This window comes from Telluria sp. LT2P80 (genome assembly GCF_059685955.1).
On sequence record NZ_JCASIO010000005.1, the window covers coordinates 219,611 to 242,785 of the forward strand.

Below are 23,175 nucleotides of genomic sequence, written 5' to 3' on the forward strand. Positions count from 1 at the left end.
TAATGGGCAATTCCCCAAAGTTGTCAAACAATTCGACTCTGACCCTCATTATTTTTTTGCTTGCAGGATTCGTTTAGTTTGTCTGCAAGCATCAAATTCAGCCGATGGCTGAATCGGTTCGGAAAGCGCTGATAAATGCGTAGCGGCCAGCAAGTTCAGGCCCGCCAAACAATTAGGGTCAGAGTCGAATTATTGAGCAATTTCTCGCGAATGCGGAGAAAGTAGGGACAGAGTGGCTGTGGTGAGCTATTGCCTGCGGCATATGCCGGGCAGGGCAAGCTTCACGGAAAGGGGTCAGGCGAAACGTTGTCAAACAATTCGACACTGACCCTAGTTTAGTGTTTGCCTTCGCCGATCAGGCCGAGGGAGTCGTGTTCGCGCTGGTTCATCAGGTGGCGGCGTTGGATCAGCAGCATGATGCCGGCGACGGACAGGCCGAAGATGACGATGATGATGTTCAGGTCGAGGTTCAGCGTGATCATCACAGCGTAGGCGGCGAGCATCGTCAGGATCGACAGGTTCTCGTTGAAGTTCTGCACCGCGATGGAATGGCCGGCGCTCATCAGGACGTGGCCGCGGTGCTGCAGCAGCGCGTTCATCGGGACCACGAAGAAGCCCGACAGGAAGCCGATGAAGGCCAGCAGCGGGTAGGCCAGCGTGACCGATTTCACGAACACCATGCTGGTCACCACCAGGCCCATGATGATGCCCATCGGGATCACCGTGAGCGACTTGCGCAGCGGGATCATGCGGGCGGCCATGGCGGCGCCCAGTGCGACGCCGATCGCAACCACGCCGATCAGGTTCGTCGCCTGGTCCAGCGGCAGCCCGAGCGATGCTTCGGCCCACTTGAGCACGATGAATTGCAGCGTGGCGCCGGCGCCCCAGAACAGCGTTGTCACGGCCAGCGAAATCTGGCCCAGCTTGTCACGCCACAGCGTGGCCGAGCAATTGGCGAAGTCGGTGATGAGCTTGATCGGATTGCGTTCCTGGTGCTCGTAGCGCGCGCCGGTGTCGGGGATGCGCAGGTTGAAGATGGCGGCCAGGATATAGATTGCGACGACGACGGCCATTGCGGCCTCGGCCGGCGTGTCGATGCCCAGGCTCGGCAGCAGGTCGAACGAGAGCAAGAAGCCCGAGCCGCGCGGGCTCACCAGCGTGCCGCCCAGTACCGTGCCAAGGATGATCGACATGACCGTCAGGCCTTCGATCCAGCCATTGGCCGGCACCAGTTTTTCCGGTGGCAGCAGTTCGGTCAGGATGCCGTACTTGGCAGGCGAATACACGGCCGCGCCAAAGCCGACGACGGCGTATGAAATCAGTGGGTGCACCGTGAAGAACATCAGCGCGCAGCCGAACACCTTGATGATGTTCGCGATGAACATCACGCGGCCCTTGTTGAGCGCATCGGCGAAGGCGCCGACGAAGGCGGCCAGCAATACATAGAACAGGACGAACGACAGCTTCAGCAGCGGAGTGAGCGATGCCGGGGCGTCCATTGCGACGAGCAGGCTGATCGCGACAAACAGGAGCGCGTTATCTGCCAGCGACGAGAAAAACTGCGCCGCCATGATGGTATAAAAACCACGGTTCATTCTAAAATTCTAAAGTTCGGTCCGGGTTGCTTTATACCATGAATGGCTGGCGTGGCGAAGCCAATACGATGCACCGTGACTGCCCCGGCAACGCCCCCGGGCCTGCTCCGGTAGAATAGCCACTCCAACTTTTCGTACCGGTTTCATCCCGATCGCCGACCATGCCGCGCCCACTTTTTGCCACCATTCACCCCGACTCGATGCAGCACAATCTGTCGCAGGCCCGCACCTGCGCGCCTATGGCGAAGATCTGGGCGGTCGTCAAAGCCGATGCCTACGGCCACGGCCTGGAACGCGCGATGCACGGCTTCGCCACGGCCGACGGCCTGGCCCTGATCGAGCTCGAAAACGCCATCCGCCTGCGCGAACTCGGCTGGATCAAGCCGATCCTGTTATTAGAGGGATTCTTCGAAGCAGCCGACGTGCCCCTGCTGGCCGAACACAATATCGTCACAGCCGTGCACTCGGTCGAACAGATCAAGCTGCTCGAATACACCCAGCTCTACCGCCCGATCGACGTCTACCTGAAAATGAACACGGGGATGAACCGCCTGGGCCTGCGCCCGGACGAATACGCGGCCGCCTACAAACGGCTGCGCGCGATCCCCGACGTGCGCAACATCACGCACATGACGCACTTTGCCAACGCTGACGAGCTCGAACATCCGTTGCTGACGATCGCCGAACAGGTGCGCCGCTTCCAGACCGGCGCCGGCGACCTGCCCGGCGAGCGCAGCCTGTCCAATTCGGGCGGCGTGCTGCATCAGGCTGAGCTTGCAGAGCACCTGTCCAACGACTGGGTCCGTCCCGGCATCATGCTGTACGGCGGCACGCCGGGTGGCCGCAGCGCCAGCGATTTCGGCCTGCGCCCGACCATGACGCTGCGCTCGGAAATCATCGGCATCCAGCACATCGAGCGTGGCGACACGGTCGGCTACGGCAGCCGCTTCGTGGCCGACGGCCCGATGACGATCGGCGTCGTCGCCTGTGGCTATGCGGACGGCTACCCGCGCAGCGCGCCGCATGGCACGCCGGTGATCGTCGATGGCGTGCGCACGGGGCTGATCGGCCGCGTCTCGATGGACATGATGACGGTCGACCTCTCACCCGTACCCAATGCGCGCATCGGCAGCAAAGTCACGCTGTGGGGCGATGGCCTGCCGATCGACGACGTCGCGCAGGCCGCCGGCACGATCGGCTACGAGCTGATGTGCGCCGTCGCGCCGCGCGTGCGCATCGCCGAAGGCCGCCTGGGCACCGATGGATAACCGATAGAGAACATGGCAAAAGCAAAAACCAATTACACCTGCTCCGAATGCGGCGCAATCGCCACCCGCTGGATGGGCCAGTGCGCCGACTGCAAGGCCTGGAACACGATGGTTGAAACCGTCGTCGAGGCGCCCGGCGTGAACCGCATGTCCCAAACCCCGCACCGCGCGCTGGCGCAGACCGCGCCGGTGCTGTCGCTGGCCGATATCGAGGCAATCGACGTGCCACGCTTTGGCACCGGCATCGAGGAATTCGACCGCGTGCTGGGTGGTGGCCTGGTGGCCGGTGGCGTCGTGCTGATTGGCGGCGACCCGGGCATCGGCAAATCCACGCTGCTGCTGCAGGCGCTGGCCAGCCTGTCAAAAACGCGCTCCACGTTATATGTCAGCGGTGAAGAATCCGGCGCCCAGATCGCGCTGCGTGCGCGCCGGCTCGCGGTCGACGCGCAAGACCTGAAACTGCAGGCCGAGATCCAGCTCGAGAAAATCCTCGGTACGATCGCCGACCTCAAGCCCGAAGTGGCGGTGATCGATTCGATCCAGACCGTGTATTCGGATGCCCTGACGTCCGCGCCCGGTTCGGTGGCCCAGGTGCGCGAATGCGCGGCCCAGCTGACGCGCGTGGCCAAGCAGACCGGCGTGACGATCATCCTGGTCGGCCACGTGACGAAAGAGGGCGCGCTGGCCGGCCCGCGCGTGCTCGAACACATCGTCGACACGGTGCTGTATTTCGAGGGCGACACGCAGTCGAGCTTCCGCCTCGTGCGGGCGATCAAGAACCGCTTCGGCGCCGTCAACGAGCTGGGTGTGTTCGCGATGACCGAAAAAGGCCTGAAAGGCGTGTCGAATCCGTCCGCGCTGTTCCTGTCGCAGCACGACACCCCGGTGCCGGGCTCCTGCGTCATGGTCACGCAGGAAGGCACGCGCCCGCTGCTGGTCGAGATCCAGGCGCTGGTCGACACGAGCCACCTGCCCAATGCGCGCCGCCTGTCGGTCGGTCTCGAACAGAACCGCCTGGCGATGCTGCTGGCGGTGCTGCACCGCCATGCCGGCATCGCCGCATTCGACCAGGACGTGTTCATCAACGCAGTGGGTGGCGTCAAGATCACGGAGCCGGCGGCCGACCTGGCCGTGCTCCTAGCGATCAATTCATCGATGCGCAGCAAACCGTTGCCGCGCGGGCTCGTGGTATTCGGCGAAGTGGGCCTGGCCGGTGAAATCCGGCCGGCGCCGCGTGGCCAGGAACGCCTGCGTGAAGCGGCGAAGCTGGGCTTTTCGATTGCCGTGATCCCGAAGGCGAATGCGCCGAAGCAGAAAATCGAGGGCATGACGATCATCGCCGTCGAACGCATCGAAGAAGCGTTCAACAAATTGCGCGAACTCGACTAGGCGCATGGCAAACCGGCACGGCGCAACAATGTCGTGCCGGATCCTGTGGATGTTCCTATAATAGTGTCTCTTTTCAGGCATCATGGGAAACACGTGTTACAAGAGCAGAGGCAGTCCCCGCGCAAAGTATTGCGTACCAAAGTCTTGCTGGCCATTGACGGTCGGGCGCCATTCACCGGCAAGAGCGTCGATGTCAGCCCCAACGGCATCAGTGTCAACATCCCCGACCCGATGCCGGTCGGACTCGCCAGCCAGCTGCGTTTCGACCTGATGATCGACGGTCGCTTCACGACGATCGACACCCGTGCCAAAGCGCTGCACTGCATTTTCAGCGGCGGTGAGTACAAGGTGGGGTTTCAGTTTCAGAGCCTTGACCTGGCAGCCGTGACCGCGCTGGCGCGCTTCCTGCGCTGACAGTAATGCTGACAGCGACCCTGACATCGACGCTGACATCTACGCGCCATGCGACAAGCGGCGAGCGCCCTGAGGCCTCGCCGCTTGCTGTCTGACCCGCTGAGCGGGTTTGTCGCTATTCGTGATAGCGGTCTTCGAGTTCCCTGGCACTGCCACGTACTTCCTGGTAGATCTCGAACGCGACCAGTGCCGCCAGCCCGCCCAGGATCCCCATGACCATCATGTCCAGCATACAATCATCAACGCCGTTGGGCATTCCCTCCATGTGAAAACGACACTTCAGGTTAGCAGCTGACACGGTATTTACAAGGTTGGCGTAGGTGGAAAAATATTGGTGCACGCCCAGCCGCGCGCCGCATCCCCACCGGCAATGCCATGCTTGCGGCCGTGTCATGTTCGTGTCACATTTCAGAATATGTCATGAACTTGTCATATTCGCCCGCTAGACTGCGCTTCATCGTCAGCGGGATCGTCCCGTCGTTCTATTTTCAGAGGATCAGATATGCGCATGAAGCATCTCTTCGTTTCGATCGCCGTTGCCGCTTCGGCATTCACCGCAACCGCCCAGGCCGCCAACATCACCGGCGCAGGCGCGACGTTCCCTTATCCGATCTACGCCAAATGGGCCGAGCTGTACAAGGCAGCATCGGGCAATGGCCTGAACTACCAGTCGGTCGGTTCCGGCGCCGGCATCAAGCAGATCAAGGCCAAGACCGTCGACTTCGGCGCGTCCGACATGCCACTGGCAGCCGCTGAACTCAACGCCGCCGGCCTGTTCCAGTTCCCGGCCGTGATGGGCGGCGTCGTGCCGATCGTGAATCTGGCGGGCATCGCCCCGGGCCAGATGAAACTGAGCGGCGCCGTCATCGCCGACATCTACATGGGCAAGATCGTCAAGTGGAACGCGCCGCAGATCGCCGCGCTGAACCCTGGCGTGAAATTGCCGGACGCCGAGATCACCGTCGTGCGCCGCGCCGACAGCTCGGGCACCTCGTTCCTGTGGACCGATTTCCTGTCGAAATCGAGCCCGGAGTGGAAGACCAAGGTCGGCGCCGGCACCACCGTCAAGTGGGCAGTGGGCGTGGGCGGCAAGGGCAACGAAGGCGTGGCCGCCAACGTGCAGCGCATCAAGGGCGGCATCGGCTACGTCGAGTGGGCCTACGCCAAGAAGAACAAGATGTCGCACACCCAGCTCCAGAACAAGGATGGCGTGTTCCTGCAACCAAGCGACGACGCCTTCAAGGCCGCCGCTGCCGGCGCCAACTGGTCGGGTACCCCGGGCTTTGCGGTCATCCTGACCGACCAGCCAGGCAAGGACAGCTGGCCAGTCACGGGCGCGTCGTACATCCTCGTGCACAAGGCCCAGGACGCGGCCAAGGGCAAGGAAGTGCTGAAGTTCTTCGACTGGTCATACAAGAACGGCGCCGCCTCGGCTGCTGAACTCGACTACGTGCCAATGCCTGCGCCAGTCATCAAGCTGGTGCAGGACGCCTGGCGCACCAATCTGAAAGACACCACCGGCAAGGCGCTCTGGTAATCCACTAGTTTTCATCATCGAAGGACCGGCCCGACCGGTCCTTCTGCATGCCAGCAATATTGACAAAACGATATTGATTACGAGTCTTATAGCGAGTCTTCCACACATATGAGCGCCCACCCATCCTTGTCCGTGCAGGATCTGCCTGAAAAGGCAGCAGCCGAAGACGCCCGCCGTTACGCTGCACTGCGCACGACGATGCGCAACCAGCGCATCCAGGACTTCTTCTTCCACAAAATCACGCTGCTGTTTGCTGCCACGGTCCTGGCGGTGCTGATCGGGATCATCATCTCGCTGGCCATCGGCGCCGCGCCGGCGTTCTCGCAGTTTGGCCCGGGCTTCATCACCCGCGTCGAGTGGGATCCGGTCAACGACGAGTTTGGCGCGATGATCGCCATCTGGGGCACGCTGGCCACCTCGATCATCGCATTGGCTGTCGCGTTTCCGATCAGCTTCGGCATCGCGCTGTTCCTGACCGAAATCTGCCCGGCCTGGCTGCGCCGCCCGCTGGGCACCGCTGTCGAACTGCTCGCCGGCGTGCCGTCGATCATTTACGGCATGTGGGGTCTGTTCGTGTTCGCGCCGATGTTCGCCGACCACGTGCAGCCGCTGCTGAAGGAAACCATCGGCCAGTTGCCGGTCATCGGCGTCATCTTCCAGGGCCCGACGATGGGCATCGGCATCATGACCGCCGGCCTGATTCTGGCAATCATGATCATCCCGTTCATCGCCTCGGTGATGCGCGACGTGTTCGAGATCGTGCCGACCGTGCTGAAGGAATCGGCGTATGGCCTCGGTTGCACCCGCTGGGAAGTGGTGCGCAAGGTCGTGCTGCCATATACCCGCAACGGTGTGGTGGGTGGCGTCATGCTGGGCCTGGGCCGCGCGCTCGGCGAGACGATGGCCGTGACGTTCGTGATCGGTAACGCGCACTCGCTGTCGGCTTCGCTGTTCTCGCCGGGTAATTCGATTTCGTCGACGCTCGCCAACGAATTTGCCGAAGCGGCCAGCACGCTGCATTCGTCGTCGCTGTTTGCGCTGGCACTGATCCTGTTTGGCATCACGTTCATCGTGCTGTCGGCGGCCAAGATCATGCTGCTCGGTATGTCCCGTAACGAAGGTACGAAATAAGATGAACACTGCTACCAAGAACCCGGTGTATCGCCGTCGCCTGCTGGCGCACCGCATTGGCATCACGCTGTCGGTGTGCGCGATGGGCATCGGTCTGGCCTTCCTGGCCTGGATTCTGTTCACGCTGCTGTACAACGGCCTGGGCGGCCTGTCGGCCACGCTGTTCACGGCTGACACGCCAGCCCCGGGCACGCCTGGCGGCGGCTTACGCAATGCCATTCTCGGCAGCGTGATGATGGTCGGCCTGTCGACGCTCATCAGCACGCCGGTCGGCATCCTGGCCGGTATCTATCTGGCTGAATACGGCGAGAACAACAAGTTCGCGCAAGTCACGCGCTTCGTGACCGACATCATGCTGTCGGCCCCGTCGATCGTGATCGGCCTGTTCGTGTACGCGATCTACGTCGCCAAGGTCCAGCACTTTTCGGGCTACGCCGGTACGATCGCACTGTCGCTGATCGCCATCCCGGTCGTCGTGCGCACCACCGACAATATGCTGCGCCTGGTACCGCCGAGCCTGCTCGAAGCAGCCTATGCGCTGGGCGCGCCGCACTGGAAGGTCGCCCTGACGGTGCGCCTGCGCGCTGTCAAGGCCGGCGTCGTGACCGGCGTGCTGCTGGCTGTCGCCCGCGTCACGGGTGAAACCGCGCCGCTGCTGTTCACCGCGCTGAACAACCAGTTCTACAGCCATGACATGAATGCGCCGCTGGCGAACCTGCCGGTGGTGATCTACACCTACGCCATGAGCCCGTATGACGACTGGCGCTCGCTGGCCTGGGCCGGTGCATTGCTGGTGACCACGACCGTGTTGTTGCTGAACATTCTGTCGCGTACGCTGTTCAGCCAAAAAACCCCGAATTAATTCACTCTGATAAACGATAAAGTGATGAACCAAGCCATGCTCAATACGACTCCGACCCCGGCTGCGGCCAAAGCCAAGACGATCGAAATCGAAGGCCTGAACTTCTTTTACGGTAAAACGCAGAGTCTGAAGAATGTCAGCCTCGACATCCACGCCAAGCAGGTGACGGCCTTCATCGGCCCGTCGGGCTGCGGCAAGTCGACGCTGCTGCGCACCCTCAACCGGATGTACGACCTGTACCCGGGCCAGCGCGCCGAAGGCAAGATCATGTACCGCGGCGGCAATATTCTCGACGCAGGCGTTGACGTGAACATGCTGCGTGCCAAGGTCGGCATGGTGTTCCAGAAGCCGACCCCGTTCCCGATGTCGATCTACGACAACATCGCGTTCGGCGTGCGCCTGTACGAAAACCTGTCGAAAGGCGAGATGGACGAGCGCGTCGAGTGGGCCCTGAAAAAGGCGGCGCTGTGGGAAGAAGCCAAGGACAAGCTGTCCAAGAGCGGCCTGTCGCTGTCGGGCGGCCAGCAACAGCGCCTGTGCATCGCGCGCGGCGTGGCAGTCAAGCCCGACGTGCTGCTGCTCGATGAGCCGACCTCGGCCCTGGATCCGATCTCGACCGCCAAGATCGAAGAACTGATCAGCGAACTGAAACAGGATTACACGATCACGATCGTGACCCACAATATGCAGCAGGCCGCGCGCTGCTCCGACTACACCGCCTATATGTACCTGGGCGAGCTGGTCGAATTCGGCGAGACCGACCAGATCTTCATGAAGCCGGCGCGCAAGGAAACGCAAGACTATATTACCGGCCGTTTCGGTTGATCGAACAGGCTGAGACTTTATCGGCCGGCCCACTTGGTCCGGCTTCACAAGAATATTGACGGAGAGTTTGTATGACAGGCGAGCATTCATCCAAGCAGTACGACCAGGAACTCGAAGGGATCCGTTCCCAGGTCTTGCTGATGGGCGGCATGGTGGAAACCCAGTTCGAAGAAGCGCTGGAATGCTTCCGCATCGGCGACATCGCGCGCGCCGAGCGCGTGATGGCCGAAGACCAGGCTGTCAACCAGCTTGAAGTCGCGCTGGACGACGCCTGCAGCCACCTGATCGTGAAACGACAGCCGACCGCGAACGACCTGCGCACCGTGATGGCCACCATCAAGGTGATCACCGACCTCGAGCGCATCGGCGACGAAGCGACCAAGGTCGCGCGCACGGCGAAAAGCCTGCACGAGCGGGGCGCGACGGGCTTTGCCCATTTCGACATGATCCGCACGATCGCCAAGGCGACGTCCGAACTGCTGCACGATTCGCTCGACGCGTTCGCGCGCCTGGACGGCAAGCAGGCCTTGCAGATCATCGCGGGCGACGAAGTGGTCGACCACGAGTTCCGCGTCATCCTGCGCACGATGGTCACGTTCATGATGGAAGACCCGCGCACGATTTCGTCGGCGCTCGACACGCTGTGGGTGGCAAAGGCCATCGAGCGTATCGGCGACCATGCCAAGAACATCGCCGAGTACGTGATCTACGTGGTCGAAGGCCGCGACATCCGCCACAGCAAGCCGACGCTCGGCGAGCCGCCGGTACTGTGAGCATGGCTGACACCACCTCCGTCCTCGTGGTCGAGGACGAGCCGGCGATCGTCGAGCTGGTGACTTATTCGCTGCGCGAAGCAGGCTGGGAAATCCGCACGGCCGATACGGCGGCCGGCGCCTGGGACAGCATCAGCCGGGGCAAGCCCGACCTGCTGCTGCTGGACTGGATGCTGCCCGACCAGAGCGGCCTGCGCCTGCTGTCGCGCCTGCGCGCCGACCGCGACTTCCAGGAGCTGCCGGTCATCATGTTGACCGCCAAGAGCATGGAAGAAGACAAGCTGGCGGGCCTGAACAGCGGCGCCGACGACTACATCACCAAGCCGTTCTCGCCACGCGAGCTGCTGGCCCGTTCGCGCGCGCTGCTGCGCCGCAAGAGCCCGCACCTGGCCGAGGCGCCGCTGCGCGCCGGTAGCGTGACGCTCGATCCGAACAGCTGCACCGTGACGGTCGAGAACCAGCAGATCGACATCGGTAATGCCGAATACAAGCTGCTCAAGTACCTGCTGGCGCACCGCGAGCGCGTGTTTTCGCGCGCCCAGTTGCTCGACAAGGTGTGGGGCGACCATGCGGTGATCGAAGAGCGCACGGTCGACGTGCACGTGCTGCGGCTGCGCAAGGCGCTGAAATCGGCCGATGGCCTGATCCGCACGGTGCGCAGCGTTGGCTACATGCTGTCCGAAAAATAGTCTGTGTCGAAGGACGCGATGAATCCCAAATTGCTGTTCTGGGTCCCGGCGCTGTTGCGCCTGGGGCTGTTGTTTGCCTTTGCGGGCCTCGTCTGGTGGTGGATGGGGCTGGTGGCCGGGCTGTCGCTGGCGCTGGCCGCCACCGTCACGGCCATCATCGTCCAGCTGTCGTATCTGCAGAAGCTGGGCGAATGGCTCGAGCATCCGCAAGAGACGCGCCTGCCGGATGGCTGGGGCGCCTGGACCGAAGCGTTCGCGCGCCTGTACCACCTGCGGCGCGACGACAAGAAGCACCAGGCTGAACTCACGGAATGGCTGGCCCGCTTCCGCCAGGCGATGCACCTGCTGCCGGAAGGCGTCGCGATCATGGACGACGTGTTGTTCCTGGAATGGTGCAATCCTGCGCTCGAGCGCCATCTGGGCCTGACGATGGAACGCGACAAGGGCCTGCGCGTGACCAATCTGGTGCGCCATCCCGACTTCATCGACTACATCATTCTGGGCCGCTACGAGCAGCCGCTGACGCTGGCGTTCAGAGGCCGCAAGATCGAATGCCGCATCATCCCGTTCGAGAACCGGCGCCAGATCCTGGTCACGCACGATGCGACCGACACCGAACGGATCGAAGCGATGCGGCGCGACTTCATCGCCAACGCTTCGCACGAATTGCGCACGCCGCTGACGGTGATCGTGGGCTTCCTCGAAATCGCGATGGCCGATCCGGGCCTCGACGTGACCACGCGTACGGCGCACCTGAGCCTGATGACCGAGCAGGCGCAGCGGATGCAGCGGCTGATCCAGGACATGCTGACCCTGTCGCGGCTGGAGTCGGACGAATTTCCGCTCAAGCGCGAGCGGGTGGATATCAAGATTCTGGTCGAATCGATCGCCGCTGAAGCACGCGCGCTGTCGGGCGGCCGGCACACGATCGAGGTGGCGGTGGATGGCCCGGACGTGATGGGGAGCATGGAAGAACTGCGCAGCGCCTTCGCCAACCTGGCGTCGAACGCCGTGCGCTACTCGCCCAATGGCGGCACGATTCGCCTGGCCTGGTCACGCGGCCCCGACGCGCTGGCGTTTGCGGTAACCGACTGCGGCATCGGCATCGACCCGGAACACATCCCGCGCCTGACCGAGCGTTTCTACCGCGTCGACAAGAGCCGCTCGCGCGAAACGCAGGGCACGGGCCTGGGCCTGGCCATCGTCAAGCACGTGCTGCTGCGCCACGGCGGCAAGCTGACGATCACCTCACAACCCGGCAAAGGCAGCACCTTCGCCGCCACGCTCCCGAACACCTCGCTACCAGCGTAACCCTCCAACACCTAAAGCAATTGCCTTCCAATTGGGGTCAGAGTCGAATTGGTTGATAACTTTGTGACATGCCGGGGAGATCGTCCGGTTGATCACAAATTGTACGGAAACGTTTGTTTGGGACAATGAGGGTCAGAGTCGAATTAATGAGCAACTTCGAAAGTTGTCAAACAATTCGACTCTGACCCTAATTGTTTTTTCGGCGTTTTGGTGAGAAGAACAATTGATTTCGACTAGAACGATGGGCACGAGCAAGCAAAGCAATCGCTCAATATATGGAGGTACTTTTTTCGGCTTTTTTGACCCGAAAAACATGAGGGTCAGAGTCGAATTAATGAGCAACTTCGAAAGTTGTCAAACAATTCGACTCTGACCCTAATTGTCTTTTGGGTAAGCTGAGGCTAGGAAATTGAGGGGCGGTAAAACGTCGTCGTGCGAGTGGGAAATTGGCCAACAATTCGACTCTGACCCTAATTGTTCCTGATTGTTAGTGCAGCAGGAGGAGGGCGGTGGTCAGGGCGGCTGCCGGGATGCCGATCCAGGCGCCTTGGGCGACTTTGCGGGGGGCGTATTGGAGCATGGCGGCGACGGTCCAGGCCGCGACCGACAGGACGCCGCACCACAGCACCGGGCCGACGTGCCAGCCGCGTGCGGCGATGCAGGCGGCAAAGGAGAGTGCCAGGCCCAGCCAGGCCAGTGTGCGCATGCGCATTCTCAGCGCTGGCGCCGGCTCCTTGCCGCGGCCGTGCAGGTCGGCGTAGTGGCGGTCCATCACGATGCCTTTGGCGGCGAATGCGCTGAAGGCGAGGGAAACGCTGCTGAGAAATAGCATGCTCATACGGGCTCCATGGTCGAGGTCGATCCGGCGTCAGCCGCCGTCTGTTTTTTCGCTGCTTTCTGTTTGGCCTTGTGTCCCAGCCACCAGGCGGCCCAGCCCAGCAATGCGCCCAGCATCAGGACGACGATGTCGAACGCCGCCACTGGCCGCAGGCCCGGCCCGCCGAACAGCGACACGCCCAGGTGTGAATTGGTCGTGAACACGTTCAGCACAGGGATGCCCGCCAACAGCACCGCGCCCACCGTTAGCTGGAAACGCCACATCGCGCGTGTCGGCCGGATCTGGGCAAGGAGGGCGGCGGCGCCCCAGGCGATGAAGAACCAGTTGGCTTCGGCGCTGGCGCGCTGCGCCATGTCCACCGGCAGCAGGCGGTTAGCCCAGAAGAACGCGGCAAACGCGATCGGCAGGCCGGCAATGGCGCCGATGTTCAGTGCGTCAACCAGGCGCACGCCGAAGCCGACGCGTCCGCCGTTGGCCACGATCTTGGCGTACGACTGACGCTCCCGCACGCCCCACAACAGCGCGCCGGTGGCGACCATCGCGCTGCCGGCCAGGCCGCACACGAAGAACAGTGCGCGCAGCAGCGGATCGGCAAAGTGCGCCAGGTGCATGCCATAGATGGCGGCGCGCGTGGCCAGCGCCGTGCTCAACGGCGGCGTTGCCGACACCAGAGCGCCACTGACGCCATCGAACGTCATCGCCGGCTCGAGATTCGATAACTGCTGGCCCGATGGCCGATACAATTCCACGCGCGCGGCCGCATCGTTCGGATGGCTGATCGCCACGCGCAACGGCGTCACGCCCCATGCCCGCTCGGCCTGCTGCAGCATCGGCCCGATGTCGGCCAGCGGCGCGGCGATGTCCGCCGGCTTGCCGCGCTCGAAGTTGCCGAATACGTCGCTGAACATCGTGTTCTGCTCGTCGCCGTACAGCGCCTTGGTGGGCGCGGGCATGTAGATGAACATCAGCGTGACAATGCCCGTGTAGGTAATCATCAGGTGAAATGGCAGCGCCAGCACGGCGGTCGCGTTGTGCGCGTCCAGCCACGAACGCTGGCCCTTCTTTGGCCGGAACGTGAAGAAGTCCTTGAAGATGCGCTTGTGCGTGATCACGCCGCTGATGATCGCCACCAGCATGAACATCGCGCCAATGCCGACGATCCAGCGGCCCCAGATCGCCGGCATGTAGTGCAGATCAAAGTGCAGGCGGTACAGGAAGTCCCCGCCACGGGTATCGCGCGGTTTGGCCGTCGGCAGGCCTGTCGTCGGGTCGAGCGTGACATTCTGGTCACGCAGCGCATTGCGGCGCTCTGCGCGCGACATGTCTTTTTTCGGCGGATTCTGCCAGGCAGCCTGGATCAGCGGATTGCGCTCATCGGGAAGGTCGATCGTCCAGCGCGTCGCGCCCGGTGCGCGCTCCTGCAACGTGCGCACGGCCAGTTGCGCCGACTGCGCCGGGGAGAGCGTGGCCGGCGCAGCGGCTGCCGCGTGCAGCTCGGGCTTCATCCAGAACGTGATCTCGTGCCGGTAATACGCCGCCGTGCCGGCCATGAACACCAGCAGCAGCAGCCAGCACACGAGCAGGCCAGCCCACGTATGCACCCATGCCATCGATTGCCGCAAGCCGTCCTTCATGCCGTTCCTCCGACCAGCCACAAAATCATCCACAGCTTCGCGCACATCACAGCCACCCCGACGCAGGCGTGCAGCGCGCTGCGCGTGGCAAAGACCCACAGGATGACGCAGGGATAGATGACGAACGCCAGCAGCGTGGCGATGGTGACGGCATCGGCGCGTGGCAGCGGCAGGGCCAGCGCAATCAGTGCGCCGGCAAGCGCGGCGAGCACGTAGCCGCCGCCGATCGCGGCCACCGCGCGGGCGGTGACGCCGCCACGGTAGCGCCAGGTGGTCGTGGTCATGAAGCCGGGCCTTTCTTCAGACGACGGATGGCATCACTGGATACACGGTCAGCCGGATCAGTGATCGGCGCTTGGGGCCATGGCCGGACCAGCCGCGACGGCTGCGATGCCTTTTGGCTGCACGACGCTCAGCGACGTGGTGTAGCTCGACGTCGCGTATTGCAGGCCGGCACGCTCGCCCGCCGTCTTGTCGGTGTGCTCGGTCTCCAGCACATACAGGCCTTTCCATGGCATGTCGAACCTGACGACGCCGCTGTCATCCGACTCCGCTTCTTTCGCCCAGCCGCTCTGGACGATCGCATTGACCTTTGCTTTTGGCAACGGCTGGCCCTTGTAGAACACCTTGAATTCGCCGGCCTTGCCCGTCGGGACGAGGTCGAGCGTCAGTTTCGGCTGCTGCGCAGCGAAGCTGGTGGCCATGCGCGCGGCCGGCACCCAGATGTGGTTGAGTTTCTTGCCGTTCTCATCTGTTTCCCAGCTCGGGTAGGCATTGTCTTCGGCGACGATCGCGTCACCCGCCGCCGGCGTGGCGCCGCTGACCAGGTAACCCTTGGCCGTCTTGTCCAGCTTGAGTGTGCGTTCGCCCTTGGCGCCCAGCAGCGTCGCGCTCGGAGCGCCAAACTTGTCGAGCAGGCCCGGCGTGGTTTCACGCTGGTTCAGGGCAAACTCGCCGAACTGCAGCTTGACCGCCTTGCCGTCCTGCTCGAACCAGATTTGGTGGGCCTGTGCGGCAGGCGCTGCGACCAGCATGGCGACGAGGGAGGAGAGCAGGATATTGGTCATGGTAAGCGCTTTGTGGTTGTTGATCGGATTAGACGGGCAGTAATGCGACAGGAATTATAATGCGAATCATTCTCATTTCAAAACATTTTTGCAACTGCTCCGAGCGGACCAAATAACCAGCTTGCCGTCGTGCCCGCCCAGGCATGTCATCAAGAACGCGCCGATGTACAATCGTGCCTCGTTCTTATCGGCCTCCTCTATGCTCTCTCGACGTACTTCCCTCGTGGCCTGCGCCGCGCTGTTGCTGGCCGCCTGCGGCAGCACCCCGACCCCGGCTCCCGTCACTCCCGTTGCCGCCCCCAAGGCGGCGCCATTGCCTCCCAAGAAAATTCGTATCGGCCTGGCCCTCGGTGGCGGCGCCGCGCGCGGGTTCGCCCATATCGGCGTCATCAAGGCACTCGAAGCCCAGGGTATCTACCCGGAAATCGTCGTCGGCACCAGCGCCGGTTCCGTCGTCGGCGCGCTGTATGCGTCGGGCGTGAACGGCTTTGCGCTGCAAAAGACTGCCATGACCATGGACGAGGCCACCATCTCGGACTGGGCGCTGCCGCTGTTCAGCAAATCGACGGGCCTGCTGAAAGGCGAGGCGCTGCAGAGCTATGTGAACAAGGCCGTCAACAACGTGCCCATTGAAAAGCTGAAGCTGCGCTTTGGCGCCGTGGCCACCGACCTGAAAACGGGCCAACCGATCCTGTTCAGCCGCGGCAATACGGGCATGGCCGTGCGCGCGTCATCCAGCGTGCCGAGCGTGTTCCAGCCAGTCGTCATCGGCAACAAGAGCTACGTCGATGGTGGCCTGGTGGCACCGGTGCCGGTGCGCTACGTGCGCGACATGGGCGCCGATTTCATCATCGCGGTCAATATCTCGAGCGCGACCGAGGGCGCTGCCACGGCCAGCTCGCTCGACGTGCTGATGCAGACCTTCTCGATCATGGGCCAGCGCCTGAACCACTTCGAGCTCAAGGATGCCGACATCGTCATCACGCCGGCCCTGGGCAATATGGGCTCGAGCGATTTCGGTGGCCGCAACCTGGCCATCCTGGCGGGCGAGCAGGCCGCCGCCGCCGTCATGCCGCAAATCAAGGCCAAACTGAAACTCAAACAGCAAGTTCCCTGAGAAAGCCCACGATGAACACCAAACCTTACCTGACCCTGGCGGACGCCAAACAGATCGGCGCTGCCGCCGAAGCCGAAGCCCTTGCCAACGGCTGGGCCGTGTCGATCGCCATCGTCGATGATGGCGGCCACCTGCTGTGGCAGCAGCGCCTGGACGGCTCGCCGCCGATCTCGTCGCACATCGCACCCAGCAAGGCCAACACGGCCGCGCTCGGCCGCCGTGAGTCCAAGGTGTATGAAGACGTGATCAATGGCGGGCGCATGTCGTTTCTCAGCGCGCCGAAGCTCGAAGGCATGCTCGAGGGCGGCGTGCCCGTCATCGTCGATGGCCACGTGATCGGCGCGGTCGGCGTGTCGGGCGTGAAATCGAACGAGGATGTGCAGATCGCCAAAGCCGGTATTGCCGCCCTGGGCGCGGCGTAAATCGAGCGTACGGGCGCATGATTTTTGCATCATCGGCGCCCGTATTTGCTGCAACGCCGCATTGCCGAATGCCGTTGTACGCGCTATAATTCGGAAGTTTATCTAATTCAAACTTCGCCGTAGCGCATACCCACCAACCCTCATTCAACATGACCTCCAACACCCGGCGCAAGCAGTGCAGCGGGGTTAGCTGGATGTCGGTCTGACGTGGCGCAGCTACGGCAACTTTTACGGGAGTTGCCCTTGCCGCCATTCTTTTCCGGCCCCTCTGTTCCGGCCATTCTGGCCCTTGCCGACGGGACCATCTTCAAAGGTTATTCCATTGGCGCCGTCGGTCACACGACCGGCGAAGTGGTGTTCAACACCGCTATGACCGGCTACCAGGAAATCCTTACCGACCCGAGCTATTCGCGTCAGATCGTCACGCTGACCTACCCGCACATCGGTAACTATGGCGTCAACACGACCGACGTGGAAGCATCGAAAGTGCATGCCGCGGGCCTCATCATTCGCGATCTGCCGCTGCTGGCGTCCAACTTCCGCTCGACGCAGTCGCTCGGCGACTACCTGAAGGCCGAGAACGTCGTCGCGATTGCCGGCATCGATACCCGCAAGCTCACCCGCATCCTGCGTGAGAAGGGCGCCCAGGCCGGCGCGATCCTCACCGCTGCGCAAGGCGCCGAGCCATCGACCGCGCAAGCGCTCGAACTGGCGCGCTCGTTCCCTGGCCTGGCCGGCATGGACCTGGCCAAGGTCGTCTCGGTGAAAGCGCCATACGAGTTCACCGAAACCGAATGGAAGCTGGGCGAAGGCTTCGGCAAGCAGACCAATCCCCAGTACCACGTGGTCGCCTTCGACTATGGCGTCAAGCGCAATATCCTGCGCATGCTGGCCGAGCGCGGCTGCAAGGTCACCGTGCTGCCGGCGCAGTCCACCGCCGCCGACGCGCTGGCGCTGAACCCGGACGGTATCTTCCTGGCCAATGGCCCGGGCGACCCGGAACCATGCGACTACGCCATCGCCGCCTCGCGCGAGCTGATCGAAAAAGGTATCCCCATCTTCGGCATCTGCCTCGGTCACCAGATCATGGCGCTGGCCTCCGGCGCCAAGACCATGAAGATGAAGTTCGGCCACCACGGCGCCAACCACCCGGTGCAGGACCTCGATTCCAAGAAGGTCTTGATCACGTCGCAGAACCATGGCTTTGCGGTCGATCCGACCACCTTGCCGGCAAACTGCCGCGTCACGCATGTGTCGCTGTTCGACGGCTCGCTGCAGGGTTTCGAGCGTACCGACAAACCCGCGTTCTGCTTCCAGGGTCACCCGGAAGCCTCGCCTGGGCCGACCGACGTCGCCTACCTGTTTGACCGCTTCATCGGCCTGATGCAAGCAGCGGAGAAAAAATAATATGCCAAAACGTAGTGATATCAAAAGCATCCTGATCATCGGCGCTGGCCCGATCGTCATCGGCCAGGCCGTCGAATTCGACTACTCCGGCGCGCAAGCCTGCAAGGCCCTGCGCGAAGAGGGTTACAAGGTCATCCTGGTGAACTCGAACCCGGCCACGATCATGACCGACCCGGAAACGGCGGACGTGACGTACATCGAGCCGATCACCTGGAAGGTCGTCGAGCGCATCATCGAGAAAGAGCGTCCGGACGCGATCCTGCCAACGATGGGCGGCCAGACCGCGCTCAATTGCGCGCTCGACCTGCACCGCCATGGCGTGCTCGAGAAATACAATGTCGAGCTGATCGGCGCGACGCCGGAAGCGATCGACAAGGCCGAGGACCGCCTGAAGTTCAAGAACGCGATGACCAAGATCGGCCTGGGTTCGGCGCGCTCGGGCGTGGCGCACACGATGGAAGAATCGTGGGTCGTCCAGCGCGAGATGGGCTTCCCGACCATCATCCGTCCATCGTTCACGATGGGTGGCAGCGGCGGCGGCATCGCCTACAACGAAGAAGAATTCGAAGCGATCTGCAAGCGCGGCCTGGAAGCCTCGCCAACCTCGGAGCTCCTGATCGAAGAGTCGCTGCTCGGTTGGAAAGAGTACGAGATGGAAGTCGTGCGTGACAAAAACGACAACTGCATCATCATCTGCTCGATCGAGAACCTCGATCCGATGGGCGTGCACACGGGCGACTCGATCACCGTCGCACCGGCGCAGACTCTGACCGACAAGGAATACCAGATCCTGCGCAACGCGTCGATCGACGTGCTGCGTGAAATCGGCGTCGACACGGGCGGCTCGAACGTGCAGTTCGCGATCAACCCGAAAGACGGCCGCATGATCGTCATCGAGATGAACCCGCGCGTCTCGCGTTCGTCGGCACTGGCCTCGAAAGCCACCGGCTTCCCGATCGCCAAGGTCGCGGCCAAGCTGGCCGTCGGCTACACGCTCGACGAGCTGCGCAACGACATCACGGGCGGCGCCACGCCAGCCTCGTTCGAACCGTCGATCGACTACGTCGTCGTCAAGATCCCGCGCTTCACGTTCGAGAAATTCCCGACCGCCGACAAGCACCTGACCACGCAGATGAAATCGGTGGGCGAAGTGATGGCCATGGGCCGCACCTTCCAGGAATCGTTCCAGAAAGCGCTGCGCGGCCTCGAAGTGGGCGTCGATGGCCTGAACGAAAAAACGCGCGACCGCGAAAAGATCGAAGAAGAGCTGGGCGAGCCTGGTCCGGACCGCATCTGGTATGTGGGCGATGCGTTTGCCCAGGGCTTCACGCTCGAGGAAGTGCACAACCTGACCAAGATCGATCCGTGGTTCCTCGTGCAGATCAAGGAAATCGTCGACATCGAGCTGTGGCTCGAGACGCAGACGCTGGAAAGCCTGGACAAGCCGCTGCTGTACAAGCTCAAGCAAAAAGGTTTCGCTGACCGTCGCCTGGCCTTCCTGCTGAAGGTCAAGCCGGAAGAAGTGCGCGCGCGCCGTCATGCGCTGAACATCCGTCCGGTCTACAAGCGCGTCGACACCTGCGCGGCCGAGTTCTCGACCGACACCGCGTACATGTACTCGACGTACGACGAAGAGTGCGAGTCGAACCCGACCGACAAGAAGAAGATCATGGTGCTGGGCGGCGGTCCGAACCGCATTGGCCAGGGCATCGAGTTCGACTACTGCTGCGTCCACGCGGCTCTCGCGATGCGCGAAGACGGCTACGAGACCATCATGGTCAACTGCAACCCAGAGACGGTCTCGACCGACTACGACACGTCGGATCGCCTGTACTTCGAATCGCTGACGCTGGAAGACGTGCTGGAAATCGTCGAGCTGGAAAAGCCGGTCGGTGTCATCGTGCAATACGGCGGCCAGACCCCGTTGAAGCTGGCGCTCGACCTGGAAGCCAACGGCGTGCCGATCATCGGCACCTCGCCGGACATGATCGACGCCGCCGAAGACCGCGAGCGTTTCCAGCAGCTGCTGCAAGAGCTGGGCCTGCGCCAGCCGCCAAACCGCACCGCCCGCACCGAAGCCGATGCGCTGGCGCTGGCCGAAGAAATCGGGTATCCGCTGGTCGTGCGTCCATCGTACGTGCTGGGTGGGCGCGCGATGGAAATCGTCCACGAGCAGCGTGACCTCGAGCGCTACATGCGCGAAGCGGTCAAGGTCTCGCACGATTCGCCGGTGCTGCTCGACCGCTTCCTGAACGACGCCATCGAAGTCGACGTCGACTGCATCTCGGACGGCGAAGCCACCTTCATCGGCGGCGTGATGGAACACATCGAACAGGCTGGCGTGCACTCCGGTGACTCGGCTTGCTCGCTGCCACCATACTCGTTGACGCAAGCGACGATCGATGAACTCAAGCGCCAGACCTCGCTGATGGCCAAGGCCCTGAACGTGGTCGGCCTGATGAACGTGCAGTTCGCGATCCAGCAGAAGGAAGAAAACGGTCAAACGGTTGATACTGTTTTTGTGCTGGAAGTGAACCCGCGTGCGTCGCGCACCGTGCCGTTCGTCTCGAAAGCCACCGGCCTGCAGCTGGCGAAGATTGCCGCGCGCTGCATGGTTGGCCAGACGCTGGCGCAGCAGGGCATCACGCAGGAAGTGATCCCGCCGTTCTTCAGCGTGAAGGAAGTCGTGTTCCCGTTCGTGAAATTCCCGGGCGTCGACACCATCCTGGGCCCGGAGATGAAATCGACCGGCGAAGTGATGGGCGTTGGCATGACCTTCGGCGAAGCCTTCGTCAAGTCGCAGCTGGCAGCCGGCATCAAGCTGCCGCGCTCGGGCACCGTGTTCCTGTCGGTGAAGTCCTCCGACAAGCCACGCGCAACGAGCGTGGCACGTGACCTGGTGGCGCTGGGCTTCGACCTGGTCGCGACCAAGGGCACGGCCGCCGTGATCGCCGCCGCCGGGATTCCGGTGCGCGCCGTGAACAAGGTGCTGGAAGGCCGTCCGCACGTCGTCGACATGATCAAGAACCGCGAAATCGTCATGGTCGTCAACACGGTTGAAGAAAAGCGCAGTGCCATCGTCGACTCGCGCGCGATCCGCACGTCGGCGCTGGCCGCCCACGTGGTGACCTACACGACGATCGCCGGCGCCGAAGCGGCCATCGAAGGCATGCCGCATATCGACGAACTGCGTGTGTATGATTTACAAGGTCTGCATAAAACCTTAAACTAAGCAGACGCAGTACCCGTCACACTGGAAGTCCAGTCAACCACAGAGCTCGCGCGGCCTTGGCGCCGCGTGCCTCTGTGGTTTTCGCTTTCTTGTCGCGTTGGTACTATCCGCCCCGGCGGACCCGTCAAACAAACCAAGCAGAGAACCATGACCACACCACTGACCAAATTCGGCGCAGAACTCCTGAAAGAAGAGCTGCACCAGCTCAAGACGAAGGAACGCCGCAGCGTGATCGACGCGATCGCCGAAGCGCGTTCGCATGGCGACCTGTCCGAGAACGCCGAATACGACGCCGCCAAGGAGCGCCAGGCGTTCGTCGAAGGCCGTATCGCCGAGCTGGAAAGCAAGCTGAGCACCTCGCAGGTGATCGACCCGACCACGCTCGACGCCGAAGGCCGCGTGGTGTTCGCCGCCACCGTCGACCTGGAAGACCTCGATTCGAGCCAGAAGGTCACGTACCAGATCGTCGGCATGGACGAAGCCGACCTCAAGATGAACAAGGTCTCGATCACGTCGCCCATCGCGCGCGCGCTGATCGGCAAATACGCCGGTGACGTCGTTGAAGTGCAGGCGCCGTCCGGCCCGCGCGAATACGAAATCCTGGAAGTGCGCTACATCTGATGGACAGCGCCGCGCAGGGGCTCGCAGCAGGTCAGGCACCAGGCCGGGCGGGGCGCCTGCCGGCGGCGCGCCTGCTGGTGGCGGCGCTGTGGACCGGCAGCCTGTGGGCGCTGGGCTATATCGCCGCGCCAACAGCCTTCAAGGTGCTCGGCAGCGGGCAGGCCGGGGATCTGGTCGCCGTGCTGCTCACGCGCCAGGCGTGGTTGTCGATCGGCTGTGCGGTTGTGCTGGCGCTCTTGCTGTGGCGCTCGACCGACTTCGCCCCGCAGCGCCGGCGCTTTCTGGGCTGGCTCGTGATCGCGATGCTGGCGTGCGCGCTGGTGATTTTCGTGGGCTTGCAGCCCGGGATGGCGCATCTGCGCGTGCTGGCCGGTGAGGCCGGGGTGCGTGCGTCGCCGTACTGGACGCAGTTTGCGGTCATGCATGGCGTGTCGCAGGTGTTTCACATGATCCAGAGCGTGCTGGGAGCATGGTTGCTCGTCAAACTGCGGTGATTTTTAGAACACCGTACGCGACACCGATATAAAAAACCGGGTTGCCCCGGTTTTTTTTACTTGTTCAGCGAGCTCTTCTTGGAGCTGGTCTGACGCGGTTTGGCGCGCTTGATGTTGCCGCCTGCCGTGACGCGCTCGTTACCCTTGAGCATGACCTTGGTGACGCTCGGCTTCTTGGTGCCGCTGGCGCTGGCCTTGACGATCGTGACTTCGCGCATGCCTGGGCCTGCCTTGCTGCTGCGTTCCTTGGCCGTCTCGACCTTCGGACGGTACAGCACCAGCAGCTTGCCGATGTGCTGGACCTGGGCCGCGTCGAGGTCGGCGCTGATCTTGTCGTACATGGCAACGCGCGCTTCGCGGTCGTCACCGAACACGCGCACCTTGATCAGGCCGTGCGAGTCGAGGCTGTTGGCGACTTCCTTCATCACGGATTCGGTCAGGCCGTCGGCGCCGATCATGACAACAGGATTGAGCCCGTGGGCTTCTGCGCGCAGAGCACTGCGCTCGGCCGGAGTGAGTTTAAGCATAATAAATTTTTGATGGACCTAT

The 23,175-nt window shown here is 62.8% G+C and carries 22 protein-coding genes; 16 read left to right on the forward strand and 6 right to left on the reverse strand.

What is annotated here, in order from left to right:
- Positions 1–335 precede the first annotated feature (335 nt).
- A complete protein-coding gene (lplT, locus tag AC56LW_RS15165; protein ID WP_499635658.1) occupies positions 336–1,595 on the reverse strand; it encodes a lysophospholipid transporter LplT in 1,260 nt (419 codons plus the stop codon).
- Between the two features lie 161 nt (positions 1,596–1,756).
- Between lplT and alr the strand changes: the two genes are divergently transcribed.
- The 10 genes from alr to phoR all read left to right on the forward strand — a co-directional run bounded on the left by alr (position 1,757) and on the right by phoR (position 11,794).
- Positions 1,757–2,863, forward strand: coding sequence for an alanine racemase (gene alr, locus AC56LW_RS15170; protein WP_332530028.1), 1,107 nt, complete (start codon positions 1,757–1,759; stop codon positions 2,861–2,863).
- A gap of 12 nt (positions 2,864–2,875) precedes the next feature.
- On the forward strand, positions 2,876–4,252 hold the full coding sequence (gene radA, locus AC56LW_RS15175) for a DNA repair protein RadA (protein WP_183551078.1): 1,377 nt from the start codon (positions 2,876–2,878) through the stop codon (positions 4,250–4,252).
- 93 nt (positions 4,253–4,345) lie between these two features.
- Complete coding sequence (locus AC56LW_RS15180) at positions 4,346–4,666, forward strand: PilZ domain-containing protein (protein ID WP_332530029.1); 321 nt, start codon at positions 4,346–4,348, stop codon at positions 4,664–4,666.
- A 502-nt stretch (positions 4,667–5,168) separates the two neighbouring features.
- Positions 5,169–6,203: a phosphate ABC transporter substrate-binding protein PstS gene (gene pstS / locus AC56LW_RS15185; RefSeq protein WP_332530030.1), complete on the forward strand. Its 1,035-nt coding sequence runs from the start codon at positions 5,169–5,171 to the stop codon at positions 6,201–6,203.
- Between the two features lie 108 nt (positions 6,204–6,311).
- Positions 6,312–7,334, forward strand: a complete 1,023-nt coding sequence (gene pstC / locus AC56LW_RS15190) for a phosphate ABC transporter permease subunit PstC (protein WP_332530031.1) — start codon at positions 6,312–6,314, stop codon at positions 7,332–7,334.
- 1 nt (position 7,335) lies between these two features.
- On the forward strand, positions 7,336–8,196 hold the full coding sequence (gene pstA, locus AC56LW_RS15195) for a phosphate ABC transporter permease PstA (RefSeq protein ID WP_183551089.1): 861 nt from the start codon (positions 7,336–7,338) through the stop codon (positions 8,194–8,196).
- 36 nt (positions 8,197–8,232) lie between these two features.
- Complete coding sequence (gene pstB / locus AC56LW_RS15200) at positions 8,233–9,021, forward strand: phosphate ABC transporter ATP-binding protein PstB (protein WP_258837575.1); 789 nt, start codon at positions 8,233–8,235, stop codon at positions 9,019–9,021.
- Positions 9,022–9,092: 71 nt separating this feature from the next.
- A complete protein-coding gene (gene phoU / locus AC56LW_RS15205) occupies positions 9,093–9,794 on the forward strand; it encodes a phosphate signaling complex protein PhoU (RefSeq protein WP_183551093.1) in 702 nt (233 codons plus the stop codon).
- Between the two features lie 2 nt (positions 9,795–9,796).
- Positions 9,797–10,483 carry a response regulator gene (locus AC56LW_RS15210; RefSeq protein WP_183551095.1) on the forward strand — a complete coding sequence of 229 codons (687 nt, stop codon included), beginning with the start codon at positions 9,797–9,799 and terminating at the stop codon, positions 10,481–10,483.
- Positions 10,484–10,501: 18 nt separating this feature from the next.
- On the forward strand, positions 10,502–11,794 hold the full coding sequence (gene phoR, locus AC56LW_RS15215) for a phosphate regulon sensor histidine kinase PhoR (protein WP_332530032.1): 1,293 nt from the start codon (positions 10,502–10,504) through the stop codon (positions 11,792–11,794).
- Between the two features lie 487 nt (positions 11,795–12,281).
- On the opposite strand, the gene AC56LW_RS15220 is transcribed toward phoR, so the two are convergent.
- Genes AC56LW_RS15220 through AC56LW_RS15235 form a run of 4 tightly spaced genes read right to left on the reverse strand, consistent with a single transcriptional unit; the run spans position 12,282 to position 15,333 of the window.
- The gene (locus AC56LW_RS15220; protein WP_499635663.1) at positions 12,282–12,632 is read right to left on the reverse strand and encodes a DUF3325 domain-containing protein; all 351 of its coding nucleotides are present in this window, start codon (positions 12,630–12,632) and stop codon (positions 12,282–12,284) included.
- Positions 12,629–14,266 carry a PepSY-associated TM helix domain-containing protein gene (locus AC56LW_RS15225; RefSeq protein ID WP_499635666.1) on the reverse strand — a complete coding sequence of 546 codons (1,638 nt, stop codon included), beginning with the start codon at positions 14,264–14,266 and terminating at the stop codon, positions 12,629–12,631. The genes AC56LW_RS15220 and AC56LW_RS15225 overlap by 4 nt, the downstream gene beginning before the upstream one ends.
- Entirely contained in the window at positions 14,263–14,550 is a 288-nt protein-coding gene (locus AC56LW_RS15230; protein WP_332530035.1) for a DUF3649 domain-containing protein, read from the reverse strand. Before AC56LW_RS15230 ends, AC56LW_RS15225 begins: the two co-directional genes overlap by 4 nt.
- Positions 14,551–14,607: 57 nt before the next feature.
- On the reverse strand, positions 14,608–15,333 hold the full coding sequence (locus tag AC56LW_RS15235; RefSeq protein ID WP_499635669.1) for a DUF4198 domain-containing protein: 726 nt from the start codon (positions 15,331–15,333) through the stop codon (positions 14,608–14,610).
- Between the two features lie 199 nt (positions 15,334–15,532).
- Here AC56LW_RS15235 and AC56LW_RS15240 point away from each other — a divergent pair, with 199 nt between their 5' ends.
- The 6 genes from AC56LW_RS15240 to AC56LW_RS15265 all read left to right on the forward strand — a co-directional run bounded on the left by AC56LW_RS15240 (position 15,533) and on the right by AC56LW_RS15265 (position 22,626).
- Positions 15,533–16,450, forward strand: a complete 918-nt coding sequence (locus AC56LW_RS15240) for a patatin-like phospholipase family protein (protein WP_499635672.1) — start codon at positions 15,533–15,535, stop codon at positions 16,448–16,450.
- An 11-nt stretch (positions 16,451–16,461) separates the two neighbouring features.
- Positions 16,462–16,872: a GlcG/HbpS family heme-binding protein gene (locus AC56LW_RS15245; protein ID WP_499635675.1), complete on the forward strand. Its 411-nt coding sequence runs from the start codon at positions 16,462–16,464 to the stop codon at positions 16,870–16,872.
- 243 nt (positions 16,873–17,115) lie between these two features.
- Complete coding sequence (gene carA / locus AC56LW_RS15250) at positions 17,116–18,279, forward strand: glutamine-hydrolyzing carbamoyl-phosphate synthase small subunit (protein ID WP_499635678.1); 1,164 nt, start codon at positions 17,116–17,118, stop codon at positions 18,277–18,279.
- 1 nt (position 18,280) lies between these two features.
- On the forward strand, positions 18,281–21,511 hold the full coding sequence (gene carB / locus AC56LW_RS15255) for a carbamoyl-phosphate synthase large subunit (RefSeq protein WP_332530039.1): 3,231 nt from the start codon (positions 18,281–18,283) through the stop codon (positions 21,509–21,511).
- Positions 21,512–21,658: 147 nt separating this feature from the next.
- Positions 21,659–22,132, forward strand: coding sequence for a transcription elongation factor GreA (greA, locus tag AC56LW_RS15260; protein ID WP_183551119.1), 474 nt, complete (start codon positions 21,659–21,661; stop codon positions 22,130–22,132).
- Positions 22,132–22,626, forward strand: a complete 495-nt coding sequence (locus AC56LW_RS15265; RefSeq protein ID WP_332530040.1) for a DUF4149 domain-containing protein — start codon at positions 22,132–22,134, stop codon at positions 22,624–22,626. Before greA ends, AC56LW_RS15265 begins: the two co-directional genes overlap by 1 nt.
- Before the next feature lie 56 nt (positions 22,627–22,682).
- Here AC56LW_RS15265 and yhbY read toward each other — a convergent pair whose 3' ends face one another.
- Positions 22,683–23,153: a ribosome assembly RNA-binding protein YhbY gene (gene yhbY / locus AC56LW_RS15270; protein WP_183551125.1), complete on the reverse strand. Its 471-nt coding sequence runs from the start codon at positions 23,151–23,153 to the stop codon at positions 22,683–22,685.
- Between the last annotated feature and the right edge of the window lie 22 nt (positions 23,154–23,175).